The sequence below is a fragment of the Vibrio cholerae ATCC 14035 genome, assembly GCF_000621645.1.
GTDB lineage: Bacteria > Pseudomonadota > Gammaproteobacteria > Enterobacterales > Vibrionaceae > Vibrio > Vibrio cholerae.
On the sequence record NZ_JHXR01000004.1, the window covers coordinates 24488 to 38470 of the forward strand.

The following is a 13983-nucleotide window of genomic DNA, read 5'->3' on the forward strand; positions in this document are numbered from 1 at the left end:
CATCGTTTTAGCGATTTCGCTGAGTGAAAAACCGCGGGCTGAGCGCATGATACCAGAACTAATTTATGCTGCCAGACAAAAAGCAAACGTTTGCTTAAATTTATCCCTGCCAGATTGTTTAAGTAAAGGTTGTTTATGGATCAGTGCAGTGAATGCGTGGTTTGCTTAATAAAAAACAGCTCACAGCCATGCTGCTTGGCAAAGTGCATCAACTGCTTTTGAGTCACGCTATCTATCGCATTGGATGCCACAATCGCACTGGCGGTTCGGCAGGCAATCGCCTTTGCGACAATCTCTGCTTCAGAGTGGCATGTTGATGCTTTGAGATGGATAACCTTGCCACAATCGATCTGATGCTCATGGAGTGATTGACGGTTTGGACGTTGACATTGAGCGGTATAGAGAATCCATTGTGAGCGCTCTGACAAACTGACCAGTCGCAGCATCAGGTTTGTCTCGCCCAGATCATTCTTTGCACATAATGCGCTGAGTGTGGGCGAGTTATGTAAGCCAAAATGTTTGAATTCAGTGTGTAGCATAATACTGTCTCTCCATACATGCTGTATGTAAATACAGTATTATTGGTTGGTTGTTTTTGCAACTGGTTTTTGGATAAAAAAAGCACAGAAATTCACGTTGCTACACGATGATTTTTTTATCTATTTGATTTGTATTAATTTTATTTCTTGTTGATAAAGGTGGAAAAAAAGTAGGGACATGCGGTTTTTGTGAGCAATGCCACGGAAGCCGTGCGGCGGCTTATACAGGTATGTGCGGAGAAAACAGAAAAAGCGCCAGAAGGCGCTTTTTCAAGTTGAAGGGGATGCAGTTTATCGAGCTGCTTGTTGTTTTTCTCGGAATGCCATCTCGGCTAAATTAAATTGCCTTACATCCATTCGGGCAAACTCATTGCAGTTTTCACAAGAATGATGTGCTTTACCATCCACATATTCATGTCTTGTCAGTAGTTTTGGCTGTTTACACCAATCACAGATGCCTTCTACGCTAAACATTGTCTTCTCTCCCACCTAAATCAGGCGTAAATTTCGCGCGGATTATGGCACGTCTAAATAAAAAAAGTTAACTATTTGTAATTATGGATGAGAAGGAGATCGATTGCGCATAGGCTGATTTTTCAAGCCTTGAGTCGGAATTTTCAGATGTTATGCTTGTTTCTGTAACGATTTATTAACTGAATCGATCACGATTTTTACCGCGCTATTTAAGCGCTTCATCTCTTCTTCGCTGCCATGCAGGTCAGGGTGATAAATTTTCGATAACTGTTTGTAGCGCAGCTTGATCATTTTGACGTCAGGCCGTTGGTTTTGGTGAAAACCCATTAAGGCGTAGGCCATCGCAACTTTTTGGCCGTTAAGGTCGCTGGTTTGGTTCTGTTGTAGCCGTTTACACTCTTGATAGAGATGGTCTAACTGCTGTTTTTGCCTTTTGATAATGAACTGTTGCTCTTTCCATTTCCCTTCGTAGTCAACGTATTTTACCGCGACGATATGGTTGCGTTGTCTGCGCCATATCATGCGGATCGTGATGATGATGAGTAATAAGATGAGCGCCACCAAAGTCGGCAATAGCCAATCACTGGTGATGGTTTGCGCTTCTTTATTAACGGGTAGTGCGCTGGCGGGGCGGGCAAGATCCCGATCAATCAGGTTATCCAATTGACCTATGCTGTTGAGCTGCCTTTCGCGTTGCTGATTGAATTTTTGTTCCAGTAAACGCGCGTATCCTTGCTCAGATTCTGGGTCCTGATTGGCGTTGACTCGATACCAAATCTCAGCCAGATCGAGCGCCGCAATCGCGGTGGGATGCTGTTCATACCACTTGGCTAAGGTCGTACCCGCTTGAGGATTTCCAGCCAGAGCTAGTTTGATAAGCCAATATTGGGCTTGCAGTGGATCTTTTTCCACTCCTTGGCCTGTCAGATATGCGTTGGCGACTTGTGCCATGGCGGGTGGATGGTTCAATTCAGCGGATTGTAAAAACCAGTAAAACGCTTCATTCAGGTTTTGTGGGGTGCTACTTCCGGTTTGATAAGTCAAAGCGAGTTGATATTGAGCTTGCGGATTTTGCTCTTGGGCAAGTTGGGTGAGTCTTGTGACATCATCAGCGGCCGCCAGTGGCAATGAAAACAGCAAAAACAGCCATAAACTCCGCAAACGCATGATCTTTCTTTCCCTGAAAATGAAACGTTCGGTCAATTCGCTGTTGAGTTGAAGTTGCAGCCGTTATGGCTGCAACTTCAAGCTAATGAGCGTTTAAACACTATTTGAGTGGCAGAATTTGAATCTCGACGCGGCGGTTACAAGCGCGTCCTTCTGCGGTGTTATTTGAGCATAGAGGGAAACGCTCACCATTACCACGAGCAATTGCACGCCCCGCTGCAACCCCTTGAGATAACAGGAATGAACGCACTGACTCGGCACGCTTCTCAGAAAGCACTTGGTTGGTGGTATCACTACCTGTGCTATCGGTATGGCCTTCAATCACTAAGCTGGTATCTGGGTATTCGACCAGAATACGCGCGACACCGCGTAAAGTTTTATGGATATAGCTATCCAGTTGGTAAGAGTTGCTGGTAAAGCCAATACCGTTTTCCATGCGTAGCATCAGTTGATTTTCACCTACGCGTACCACTTGAACACCAGAATCCAGTAATGCTTTGCGTAACTCTGCTTCTTGCTGATCAAAGTAGTATCCGATACCGCCGCCGACTGCAGCGCCCCCAGCTGCACCAATTAAGGCATGCTTACGGCGCTCTTTGGCATCGTCACCTGTCGCTAAACCAACGGCTGCACCGGCTAGGACGCCTAATAATGCACCTTTAGTGGTGGCGTTGGTTTCTGTTTCTCCGGTTGTCGCATTTTGGCGTTGGGTAGCCTGACAGCCAGACAAAGCGACGACTGCGGCTAACAGCAAAGTGGTTTTGTTCAACACATTCTCTCCGTTTATTGAATGATATTTCGCGCAATAGACGAGAATTCTCGTTCCCCGTCAATCAGTGGGGGGCGCATTTTACCAATCTCTTACAAATGCTTATTTGAGTAATTTTGGGGCTTGCGCGCCGTGAATCGGGCGATTGACTGAGACGCGGCGACCTTTTTTGAGTCCCGTCTCATAATCTTCCGTCAGATTTTTCATCGCTTCACGCAATTGCTGTTTGAAGGTTTCACGGTCGATATTCTCAAATTCCTTATCAATATAGCTATTGATTTTGTTCATGGAGTCTTCGTCCGGAGTGATGATGGGTAATTTTTCTAAAGCGCCTTCAATCCAGCCAGAAACAAACGAGTTAACTCGGCGTGTTACCTCCAGTGAAGAGGTTCCGGTTCCAGCAAAACTGTTACGGAATTGGCCTGTTTGCTCGTTCATTTCGCGATAGATAATGTCAAAAGCAAAAGCCGCGAAGATGGCACGATCTGCTTCTCCAATGAATTCAACGCGTTTTAAGCCTTTATGGTTGAGCAATACGGCTTCCACACCGAATCGGGTATTGATGCCTCGGATCACTCGCAAAATCCCAGAAGAAATGGCAGCCGGAAGCAAATGGGTCGACTGTGTCTTGCCCATTTTGATGAACTCGATATCGTCTTTGTCGAGACCATACTTGAGCATGAGGTTATGCGCCATTTTGATCGCGTTTGCGGCTTCATTAATATTGGCGGAATTACCTAGCTCAAGGCATTTGGCGATTTTTTTAAGGGCTTTTTGTTTATCCATTAGCAAGCAAAATAGATTCGGTACGGCTTAAGAAAAGTCCGACATTCTAGCGTTTTTGGCGGCTAAGGAAAAGGGAAGAGGCCATCTCTTACAAGATAGCCTGATACGCTAAACGATTTTTGAGAAGGGGTTAGATGCCGAGCTGATCCAACAAATCGGCAGACGCACTGTCTTCTTCGGAGTGGTTAGCAACTGAATGTGATTTTTGCTGTTTCTGTGTTGCGGCCAGAATATCGTCAGGGCTTTCATCTTCCTGAACGTCGAACTCTTCGAGTTGGATAAACTCGGTTTTGTCCATCGCCAGTTCAAGATAAAAGATGTTGTTATTGGCTGTTGAAAATGTCACACGTCGCGCCTGTGGACGATCAAGGTTGGTATCTACAGATAAAAGCACCTGTTTGTTCAATGAAAGCATCTTAGGCTGGTTCTGGGTAATGTTGGTTTGCAGCTCTTTACGCACTTTGTTGGTGAAGTCACCGACAAGCTGGTTCATCAGCTCACCCAATACATCGCCAACTTCATCGGAGGTGTGTAATACCGCGAGTTCTTCTTCTGGCATGCCCATGTTACGCATGTAATTGGTGTAAACCTCAAGCGCCGCTTTGGCAGTAAAGTTGATCACAACAAGGCCAGTAAAACCGCCATCAAACAACACAAAACAGCCGAAATCTGGTTTCAGCGAGGTTTTATTAATTTTTTGTACCATTGCGGAATAGTGGATCGGTGAATTCGTTGCGGACGTGAGAACCGTAGAAACCGATTGGCACAGCATGAGTAGGATATCTTCCGTTGTTACTATTTGATTTTTTTTCATCGTTTTTTCCATACAGTTCTAAATAAGCGAAATAACAGAATGGCTCGGTGATAACAAAGTTGAAAAAATTCTGTTTCACCGCATTCTGGCACTCAGATTCTGATTTGATCACCATTTTAAATGTTGTAAAGTGACCGAATTCAAAGATTACTCTTTAAAATCTAACAATAACCCAAAGCTGATTGGATCAGCGTAGTAGGGGCAGGAAGCAAATGTTACCAAGACTCCATCACCAATCCGACGTTGATCCGGTGGTTTTAACTTTTTTACACGAGTTAAAAACCGCAGGATTTACCGGCGATATTGAAACCCAATACTCCAGCCGTCTTGCGGTAGCGACGGATAACAGCGTCTACCAACAATTGCCTCAAGCGGTCGTACATCCTAAATCCACCGCTGATGTTGTTCTTATAGGAAAGATTAGTTCAAAACCAGAATTTGAGAGAGTGACTTTTTCACCTCGTGGTGGCGGTACGGGCACGAATGGTCAATCGCTGACTAAAGGGGTGGTCGTTGATTTGTCGCGGCATATGAATCGTATCCTAGAAATTAACCCGCAAGAGGGATGGGTACGAGTGCAGGCGGGGGTCATTAAAGATCAACTCAATGATGCGGTACGCCCACACGGTTTTTTCTTCTCTCCGGATCTTTCGACCAGTAATCGCGCGACGCTTGGCGGCATGGTTAACACCGATGCTTCAGGGCAAGGGTCGCTACAATATGGCAAAACGTCGGATCACGTACTCTCGCTGCAAGCGGTATTTGCCGATGGTTCTTTGCTGGAAACCGATCTCTCGCAAGGTTTGCCTGCTCCCAATACGTTTGCTGCGCAAGCGATGCAAGTCACGGAGCAGGTTTGCCGCACCAAACGTAAGCAAATTGTCGCGAAATTTCCGCCGCTCAACCGCTTTTTGACTGGATACGATTTAAAAAATGCCCTAAATGAAGCCGAAGATCGCTTTGATATCACGCGGGTGTTGTGTGGTGCAGAAGGCTCACTGGCGTTTATTACCGAAGCTAAACTCAATTTAACGCCTATCCCCAAAGCACGCACGTTAGTGAATGTGAAATACGACAGCTTTGATTCTGCACTGCGTAATGCGCCTTTAATGGTTGAAGCGAAAGCTTTGTCGGTAGAAACCGTTGACTCGAAAGTGCTCAATCTTGCCAAAGAAGACATTATTTGGCACAGCGTAAAAGACTTGCTGACTGATGTGCCTGGCAAAGAGATGCAAGGCATCAATATGGTCGAATACGCAGGCCAAGACAGCGCGCAGATTAATCAGCAAGTCGCACAATTAACCGCGCGCCTTGATGAGATGATGGCCAACCAACAAGCGGGAATTATTGGCTATCAAGTCTGTAGTGATTTAGCGAGCATCAACCGCATTTACAATATGCGTAAAAAAGCGGTGGGCTTGCTCGGTGCAGCCAAAGGCCGCGCTAAACCGGTTGCCTTTACCGAAGATACCTGTGTGCCGCCTGAGAACTTAGCCGATTTTATCGTTGAATTTCGCGCGCTGCTCGATTCCAAAAATCTGGCGTATGGCATGTTTGGGCATGTGGATGCGGGCGTATTGCATGTGCGTCCTGCGCTTGACTTGTGCGATCCCAAGCAAGAATTGTTGATGCGTGAAATCTCCGATCAAGTGGTTAAGCTCGTCGCTAAATATGGCGGTTTGATGTGGGGGGAGCATGGCAAAGGCTATCGTTCGGAATATGGCCCTGAATTTTTTGGTGAGGAGCTGTTCACTGAACTGCGTCGTGTGAAAGCGGCGTTTGACCCGCACAATAAGATGAATCCGGGCAAGATTTGTACCCCACTTGATACACCGTTTGAGCTGGTGAAAGTCTCCGACACTAAACGTGGTTTTTACGATCGCCAAATCGACGTCAAAGTGCGCGACAGCTTTAAGCAAGCGATGGAGTGTAACGGTAACGGTTTGTGCTTTAACTACGAAACTAGCTCCCCGATGTGTCCTTCAATGAAGGTGACGGCGGATCGTCGCCACTCGCCGAAAGGGCGCGCAGGATTAGTGCGAGAATGGTTACGTCAACTGACGGAGCAGGGTATTGATATCCTCGATCTTGAAAAAGCCACGCTCGAATCCTCGCCAACAATTAAATCTATGCTAGATCGGGTTCGTCATGCTTTTAGCAAAGATAAAGAGTACGACTTTTCGCATGAAGTGTACGAAGCGATGAATGGTTGCTTGGCCTGTAAGGCCTGTGCAAGCCAGTGTCCGATTAAGGTGGATGTGCCCAGTTTCCGTTCGCGTTTTCTGAATATCTATCACAGCCGTTATCCGCGCCCAGTCAAAGATTATTTAGTCGCGAATATCGAAACCTTATTACCTGTGATGGCGAAGGCTCCGCAACTGGTGAATAGTGTGTTAGCACAATCTTCGGTGCAAAAATTAACCGCTAAAACGGTGGGTTATGTTGATGCGCCTCTCTTGTCGGTACCAACACTCGCACAGCGTTTACGCCGTCATCCCGTCGTCCTGTTTGATATGCAGCGTTTGGCGGGGTTATCGCAAGAAGAGCGCGAGCAACATGTGTTGATCGTGCAAGATCCGTTTACCAGTTATTACGATGCGGATGTGGTCGAAGATTTTGTCGCCCTGCTGCTTAAATTAGGCAAAAAACCAGTATTGTTGCCGTTTAAACCCAATGGCAAAGCGCAACATATTAAGGGCTTTCTACGCCAATTTCGTTCGACGGCAGCGAATTCCGCGGCATTTCTGACTCAAGTGGCGGATCTCAATATTCCGCTCGTGGGTGTAGATCCTGCTTTGGTGCTTTGCTATCGCGATGAGTATGTTGAAATATTAGGCAAAGAGCGCGGTGAGTTTTCGGTTCTGACGGTTCATGAATGGCTCAAACCACGCCTGTCGCAGTTTACGCCTCAAGTAACCGATGCACAGCCTTGGTACTTATTGGCGCACTGTACGGAGAAAACTAAGCTGCCGAATGCGGAAAAAGAGTGGGTGGAAATCTTCCGCCACTTTGGTACGCAGCTCAATGCGGTGGCGGTAGGGTGCTGTGGTATGGCGGGTACCTTTGGTCATGAGGTGGATAAATTAACCATGTCTCGCGATATTTACGATTTGAGTTGGCAACCCGCATTAGCGTCGCTACCGAAAGAGCGCTGTTTGGTCACCGGTTACTCGTGTCGTAGCCAAGTGAAACGGTTTGAGCAAATCAAACCTAAGCATCCGTTGCAGGCTCTGTTACACTTGCTATAAACAGAATGCCCAGTGACTCCACTGGGCTTTTTCATTCAGTTGAATTGAGGTGATTATGAAAAACTTAGAATTAAAGGTTCCTCCAGTCGCGGTTTTTCTGGTGGCCTTGGCGCTCATCCATCTCTCTTCCATCCTCTTTCCAACATTAACCATTACACTACCGTGGCCAAGCCTAGTCATGGCGCTCTGTTTTTGCAGCTCAGGTTTCTGGGGGATTGCTGGTTTGTTGGAGTTTCGTCGTTTTAAAACGACGGTGAACCCCATGGCTCCGGATCTCGCGGCCACTGTGGTAGACAGCGGCGTTTTTGCACTCAGCCGCAATCCTATGTATCTCGGCTTACTGCTCCTGCTGTTTGGGCTTGCTTACTGGCAAGAGAACGCTCTTAGCTTGGTGATAGTTGGCGGTTTTTTGCTGTACATGAATCAATACCAAATCGAGCCTGAAGAGCGGATTCTAGAAGCCAAGTTTGGCGAAGCTTATCTACATTACAAAAAGCGAGTGAGACGCTGGTTGTAATGTCCGATTACTTAGCATTTTTAGCTAAAATTCACATATTTGTGAAAAAGAGTTTGAAACATTTCTGGGGTTTATAGATTTGTGCGTAGGATAACCTTCCTACTTGACGTTGCAGTGGTAGTGGCTGGCGTGCGGCGCAATTTGTTCCCAACAAACTTGTCAATGACTTGTCGCCTACCTATCGTTCCAAGTCGTTGGGATATAACGAGCTATCAAATGATAATTTCTGATTAATGAAAGGATTGAGTTGTGCATCAGGTTTCTAAATTGCTGTCGTGTTTTATCGGTTTTTCTCTTTTCTCTACACTGCTCTATGCGGAATCCACAGCAGATATTTCATCTCGTATTATTAATGGTTCGAATGCAAACTCTGCCGAATGGCCATCGATTGTGGCTCTGGTTAAACGCGGTGCAGATGCTTATCAAGGGCAATTTTGTGGCGGTAGTTTTTTAGGTGGACGATATGTCTTAACCGCTGCTCACTGTTTTGATAGTCGTAGTGCTGCTAGTGTGGATGTGATTATTGGTGCTTATGATCTGAATAACTCTTCTCAAGGAGAAAGGATTGCCGCGCAAAAAATTTACCGTCATTTGAGTTATAGTCCCAGTAACTTATTGAATGACATTGCGATTGTCGAGTTAGCACAAACCAGTAGTTTGCCTGCCATCACTTTAGCGGGTCCTGCAACACGCACGTCTTTACCAGCATTAACCCCTTTAACAGTGGCTGGATGGGGGATTACCGTGCAATCAAAACCGCCACAATTTACTCCGATACTACAAGAAGTGGATGTTGACCTGGTTTCGCAATCGCTTTGCCAAATAGTCATGCAGCATGGAATTTCCTCTGATCCTAATTCGACCAACTTTTGTGCCGCTCGTCTTACGAAAGATTCATGTCAGGGAGATTCTGGTGGCCCAATTGTAGTTAAAACGGGTCGAGAGCAGCTGGGTATTGTGAGTTGGGGGGATGAACAATGCGCTAAAACAGGCACTTATGGTGTGTATACCAACGTCAGTTATTTTCGTGATTGGATCACAAAGCACACTAACCAGCTTAGCTATGATCAAGTCGCCAATCTCGGTATTCGTCCATTAGGTAAAGTGAGTCAATCATTTACATATACCAACCTTGATGCTAATGCGCTGACCTATACAGGAAACACATTCTCAAGTCTGCCCGCTGATTTTAGTGTGCTATCCGATGGGTGCAGTACTAAAGTGACGTTAGCCACAGGTGAAAGTTGTAGTGTAGAAGTGGCTGTTGATGCGCAACACTACCGTCAATATCAGTATGACTTTGAGTTGATCTTTAGCTATGCGGGAGGTTCTAAACGTGCAACGTCTCGTATTCAACTGGATACTTCGCCTTTTGCCCCAAGTGCCTCTTCTGGCGGTTCCATCGGCTGGTTTGGTTTGCTGCTTTTGGCTCCATTGTGGATGAGACGGAAAACCGCTTGATTACCTATCCGAGATAAAAAATAACCCGCTATCCGCGGGTTATTTTTTTGCATTAGATTTAGATGCTCTACGAATTATGCCGCTTGCTCAATCTGGCTAAGGAAGGCTTCTTTGCGCTCATTGAAACGGTTGACGAGATCATCGATTTCCGCTTGGTCGTAAGGTTTTAAACCGCTGGCAACCATACGTTTTAGGCCTTTACCGACCACTTGTCCTTCATCTTTAAACACGAAGTTGAGTGTCACTAAGCCGCGTTTGCCATCCACATCAAAGGTCGCGCCCGCAAACTCTACTTCTGGATGGGTGAGATCAAGGCGGGTAAATTCCACTTCCATCGATTCATAAATCACCAGTGGACGCTGGCAGTTGATCATCATCTGCTGCTCTTCCATCAACGGCACCATGATGTGCGGGAAGTTCATGCCAGAAAACTGCACATAGCTGGTCACCACATGCTCAATAAAAGCAGGGTTGCGGTTGACTTCACCTTCACGTGACATGTGCAGATACTCTTTGCCGCTGGCATCCACGACTGCGCTTTCACGCTGACACTTATTTTCAATGTGCAGAGCAACGCCATCACTCACCATGCCAGAGAAATCAAAACGCATCTTTTGGCTAATGCCTTCTTTTTGCAGCAATACAGCAAACAGCAGATCGCCCGGTACGCAGAAACGTTTACTATCTTCGTCATGGATGGGGTTGAAATCACCCGCGACCAATTTGGCAAAGTGGCTAGCCTGTTGGCGAGTAAATTGAAATTGGTGCTGTTGATTTGAATGGTATGCAGTCAGGAACATGGTTATCGCTATCTCAACTAAACTGCGCGCATTATAGGACAGAATCTTACAATCATTGGTCTATCCAGTGGAGATGTTCTTTTACCACTTCAAGTGATTTAAGTATAAGAGCCCCATAGGGCTCTTGAAATGTTGATTTGTCAGTCACTTAGTGCTGGCTTGGTAGCAGCTGATCGGGCATTAAACGGTTGTGTACGGCAAGTTGCAGCAGAGCATTGGCTTTTTCGATATCCGGCGCAAAATAGCGGTCTTTATCGTAAAACGGTACTTTTTCACGCAGTATCTGCCTTGCTTCCTCAATGCGTGGTGAGGACTTCAATGGTGCACGAAAATCCAATCCTTGTGCTGCTGCAAGGTATTCCACCGCCAAAATACCACGAGTATTTTCGCCCATGTCACGCAGTCTGCGTGCGGCAAACGTCGCCATGGAAACGTGATCTTCTTGGTTGGCTGAAGTGGGTAAACTGTCGACTGATGCAGGATGCGCGAGGGTTTTGTTCTCACTGGCTAAGGCAGCTGCCGTGACTTGCGCAATCATAAAGCCGGAGTTCACCCCACCATTGTCGACCAAAAAGGGCGGTAGTTTGCTCAGCGCACTGTCAATCAGCAGTGCCATGCGGCGCTCGGAGAGGCTGCCGATTTCAGCAATCGCCAGCGCCAAATTATCCGCAGCCATGGCGACAGGTTCAGCATGGAAGTTGCCGCCTGAGATGATGTCGCCATCCTCGGCAAACACGAGTGGGTTATCAGAAACAGAGTTGGCTTCGACTTCCAACACCTCAGCTGCACTTCGAATTTGCTGCAAGCAAGCGCCCATCACTTGTGGTTGGCAGCGCAGAGAGTAAGGATCTTGCACTTTTTCACAATTGCTGTGGGATTGGCCAATTTCGCTGCTGACATCGAGCAGGTGACGATACGCCGTTGCAGCATCCATTTGGGTTCGGTGCCCACGCACGCGGTGGATACGCGGATCGAAGGGGCGACGGCTTCCCAGAGCGGCTTCGACCGACATCGCACCGCACACAGTGGCGGATGCAAACAGATCTTCAGCCACAAACAATCCTTCGAGCGCAAATGCGGTCGAGGCTTGAGTGCCATTGAGTAGCGCGAGCCCTTCTTTAGGGGCGAGGGTAATTGGCTCTAGTCCCGCAATTTTCATCGCTTCCAGACCGGAAATGATTTTGCCGTTGTAACGGGCTTGGCCTTCGCCGAGCAACACTGTGCTCATGTGCGCCAGCGGCGCAAGATCACCCGATGCGCCAACCGAGCCTTTTTTCGGTACGCAAGGATAAATCTGGTTATTGACGAGCTCGATCAAAGCTTGGATGACTTCAAGACGGATACCAGAATAGCCACGCGCCAAGCTGTTGATTTTAAGTAGCATCATCAAACGAACGGTTTCATCCGACATCAGCTCACCGATGCCCGCAGCATGAGAAAGCACGATGCTCTTTTGCAGCGTTTCCAGATCTTGCGGGGCAATTTTGGTGTTGGCGAGCAAACCAAAACCAGTATTGATGCCGTACACGGTACGTCCTTCGCTGATCACTTGTTCGACGACTTGGGCGCTTTCGGCAATCGCCGGAATCGCTTCTGGATCGAGGGATAACACCACGGGTGAGCGGCTCACTTGACGCAACTGTTTTAAGCTGAGTTGGCCGGGTTTGATCATCAGGTGCAACATGGTTTCTTTCCTCACTTGAGTTTGGCCAGCTCAGCGTTGAGCATAGGTAAGTCGAGTTTTTGTTGCTGCGCGCAGCGTTTGGCAATCTCATAGCCCGCATCAGCGTGGCGCATTACGCCTGTGGCTGGGTCATTGTGCAGTACACGAGCGATACGTTCGGCGGCATCATCACTGCCATCGCAGCAAATCACCATACCGGAATGCTGTGAGAACCCCATACCAACGCCACCACCGTGGTGCAGAGAAACCCAAGTGGCTCCGCCTGCGGTGTTGAGTAGGGCATTGAGCAGTGGCCAATCAGAGACTGCATCTGAACCATCCAACATGCCTTCGGTTTCGCGGTTCGGGCTGGCGACTGAGCCTGAATCGAGGTGATCACGACCAATCACGATTGGCGCTTTGAGCTCGCCATTTTTCACCATTTCGTTAAAAGCTAAGCCTAAGCGAGCGCGATCTTTTAAACCGACCCAGCAAATACGGGCAGGTAAACCTTGGAAGTGGATTCGCTCACGCGCCATATCCAGCCAGTTATGCAGATGTGGGTTGTCAGGGATCAGCTCTTTGACTTTTTGATCGGTTTTGTAAATGTCTTCCGGATCGCCAGAGAGTGCCGCCCAACGGAAGGGACCTATCCCTTCACAGAAGAGTGGACGAATATAGGCCGGCACAAAACCGGGGAAGTCGAACGCATTGGCAACACCTTCTTCCAGCGCCATTTGGCGAATGTTATTGCCATAGTCCAGCGTCGCAGCGCCGCGAGTTTGCAAATCAAGCATGGCGCGCACTTGGATCGCCATCGAAGCTTTGGCAGCTTTGACGACTTCAGCTTCATTTTGTTGACGCATCTGTGCAGCTTTTTCCATGCTCCAGCCGAGTGGCAAATAGCCATTGAGTGGATCGTGTGCCGACGTTTGATCTGTCACCACATCAGGGGTGATGTTGCGTTTGACTAATTCGGGGAAGATGTCAGCGGCATTACCCAGTAAGCCGACAGAAATTGGGCGATCGGTATCGGCGATCATCGCCAGCGCTTCATCAAGCGTGTTGGCTTTTTTGTCGACATAACCGGTGCGCAGACGATAGTCGATGCGCGATTCATCACATTCCACCGCAATCATCGAGAATCCTGCCATCGTCGCCGCTAAAGGTTGCGCGCCGCCCATGCCGCCCAATCCGCCAGTCAAAACCCAACGGCCTTTGGCATCGCCATTGAAATGCTTTTTCGCAACCGCGACAAAGGTTTCGTAAGTGCCTTGCACTATGCCTTGTGAGCCAATGTAAATCCAAGATCCCGCCGTCATCTGGCCGTACATCATCAAGCCTTGTTTATCGAGCTCGTTGAAATGCTCCCAGTTTGCCCAGTGTGGTACTAAGTTGGAGTTGGCAATCAACACGCGTGGCGCATTTTTGTGGGTGGGGAAAACCCCCACCGGTTTACCCGATTGCACCAGTAAAGTCTGGTCATCTTCGAGGCGCTCCAGCACTTCGACGATTTTGTCAAAGCACTCCCAGTTACGCGCCGCGCGGCCAATGCCACCATACACCACCAGTGCATGAGGGTGTTCGGCCACATCGGGGTCGAGGTTATTCATCAGCATGCGAAGTGGGGCTTCAGTGAGCCAAGATTTGGCGCGCAGCTGTGTGCCACGAGGGGCGCGAATGGTGCGCTGAGTGTCCAGTCTTGTTCCTTGTGCAGATGACTGTGTCATGTTGAGACTCCTTTT

At 47.9% G+C, this 13983-nt stretch carries 12 protein-coding genes; 3 read left to right on the plus strand and 9 right to left on the minus strand.

The genetic code is table 11. From position 1 onward, the window contains the following. Nucleotides 1–140 precede the first annotated feature (140 nt). The 6 genes from T411_RS0105080 to T411_RS0105105 all read right to left on the minus strand — a co-directional run bounded on the left by T411_RS0105080 (nt 141) and on the right by T411_RS0105105 (nt 4549). Nucleotides 141–539, minus strand: a complete 399-nt coding sequence (locus tag T411_RS0105080) for a hypothetical protein (RefSeq protein WP_000903293.1) — start codon at nt 537–539, stop codon at nt 141–143. Nucleotides 540–830: 291 nt separating this feature from the next. Continuing rightward, nucleotides 831–1013, minus strand: coding sequence for a hypothetical protein (locus T411_RS0105085; RefSeq protein ID WP_000493165.1), 183 nt, complete (start codon nt 1011–1013; stop codon nt 831–833). Nucleotides 1014–1163: 150 nt separating this feature from the next. Then, nucleotides 1164–2180, minus strand: coding sequence for a J domain-containing protein (locus tag T411_RS0105090; protein WP_001239598.1), 1017 nt, complete (start codon nt 2178–2180; stop codon nt 1164–1166). Nucleotides 2181–2280: 100 nt separating this feature from the next. Next, entirely contained in the window at nt 2281–2949 is a 669-nt protein-coding gene (locus T411_RS0105095; RefSeq protein WP_001880972.1) for a YiaD family glycine zipper/OmpA-like lipoprotein, read from the minus strand. A gap of 102 nt (nt 2950–3051) precedes the next feature. Next, nucleotides 3052–3735, minus strand: a complete 684-nt coding sequence (locus tag T411_RS0105100; RefSeq protein ID WP_000360767.1) for a DUF2786 domain-containing protein — start codon at nt 3733–3735, stop codon at nt 3052–3054. Nucleotides 3736–3865: 130 nt separating this feature from the next. After that, nucleotides 3866–4549 carry a DUF3334 family protein gene (locus T411_RS0105105; protein ID WP_000742113.1) on the minus strand — a complete coding sequence of 228 codons (684 nt, stop codon included), beginning with the start codon at nt 4547–4549 and terminating at the stop codon, nt 3866–3868. A 212-nt stretch (nt 4550–4761) separates the two neighbouring features. Here T411_RS0105105 and ydiJ point away from each other — a divergent pair, with 212 nt between their 5' ends. The 3 genes from ydiJ (at nt 4762) to vesB (ending at nt 9775) form a co-directional block, all read left to right on the plus strand. Next, entirely contained in the window at nt 4762–7797 is a 3036-nt protein-coding gene (gene ydiJ, locus T411_RS0105110; protein WP_000937688.1) for a D-2-hydroxyglutarate dehydrogenase YdiJ, read from the plus strand. A gap of 55 nt (nt 7798–7852) precedes the next feature. After that, nucleotides 7853–8314: a methyltransferase family protein gene (locus tag T411_RS0105115; RefSeq protein ID WP_000792733.1), complete on the plus strand. Its 462-nt coding sequence runs from the start codon at nt 7853–7855 to the stop codon at nt 8312–8314. A gap of 249 nt (nt 8315–8563) precedes the next feature. Beyond that, nucleotides 8564–9775, plus strand: coding sequence for a GlyGly-anchored extracellular serine protease VesB (gene vesB, locus T411_RS0105120; RefSeq protein WP_000554395.1), 1212 nt, complete (start codon nt 8564–8566; stop codon nt 9773–9775). A 74-nt stretch (nt 9776–9849) separates the two neighbouring features. On the opposite strand, the gene T411_RS0105125 is transcribed toward vesB, so the two are convergent. The 3 genes from T411_RS0105125 to hutU form a co-directional block, all read right to left on the minus strand. Beyond that, entirely contained in the window at nt 9850–10575 is a 726-nt protein-coding gene (locus T411_RS0105125; RefSeq protein ID WP_000480153.1) for a DUF3581 domain-containing protein, read from the minus strand. Between the two features lie 148 nt (nt 10576–10723). Continuing rightward, nucleotides 10724–12259: a histidine ammonia-lyase gene (gene hutH / locus T411_RS0105130; RefSeq protein ID WP_000902906.1), complete on the minus strand. Its 1536-nt coding sequence runs from the start codon at nt 12257–12259 to the stop codon at nt 10724–10726. An 11-nt stretch (nt 12260–12270) separates the two neighbouring features. After that, nucleotides 12271–13968: a urocanate hydratase gene (gene hutU / locus T411_RS0105135; RefSeq protein WP_000194594.1), complete on the minus strand. Its 1698-nt coding sequence runs from the start codon at nt 13966–13968 to the stop codon at nt 12271–12273. Nucleotides 13969–13983: the final 15 nt, after the last annotated feature.

Bases quoted from the DNA above. Each gene is read 5' to 3' on its own strand.
- ydiJ (WP_000937688.1), top strand. From the start codon at position 4,762: ATGTTACCAAGACTCCATCACCAATCCGACGTTGATCCGGTGGTTTTA.
- T411_RS0105115 (WP_000792733.1), top strand. From the start codon at position 7,853: ATGAAAAACTTAGAATTAAAGGTTCCTCCAGTCGCGGTTTTTCTGGTG.
- T411_RS0105080 (WP_000903293.1), bottom strand. From the start codon at position 539: ATGCTACACACTGAATTCAAACATTTTGGCTTACATAACTCGCCCACA.
- T411_RS0105105 (WP_000742113.1), bottom strand. From the start codon at position 4,549: ATGAAAAAAAATCAAATAGTAACAACGGAAGATATCCTACTCATGCTG.
- T411_RS0105100 (WP_000360767.1), bottom strand. From the start codon at position 3,735: ATGGATAAACAAAAAGCCCTTAAAAAAATCGCCAAATGCCTTGAGCTA.
- T411_RS0105090 (WP_001239598.1), bottom strand. From the start codon at position 2,180: ATGCGTTTGCGGAGTTTATGGCTGTTTTTGCTGTTTTCATTGCCACTG.
- hutU (WP_000194594.1), bottom strand. From the start codon at position 13,968: ATGACACAGTCATCTGCACAAGGAACAAGACTGGACACTCAGCGCACC.
- hutH (WP_000902906.1), bottom strand. From the start codon at position 12,259: ATGTTGCACCTGATGATCAAACCCGGCCAACTCAGCTTAAAACAGTTG.
- T411_RS0105125 (WP_000480153.1), bottom strand. From the start codon at position 10,575: ATGTTCCTGACTGCATACCATTCAAATCAACAGCACCAATTTCAATTT.
- T411_RS0105085 (WP_000493165.1), bottom strand. From the start codon at position 1,013: ATGTTTAGCGTAGAAGGCATCTGTGATTGGTGTAAACAGCCAAAACTA.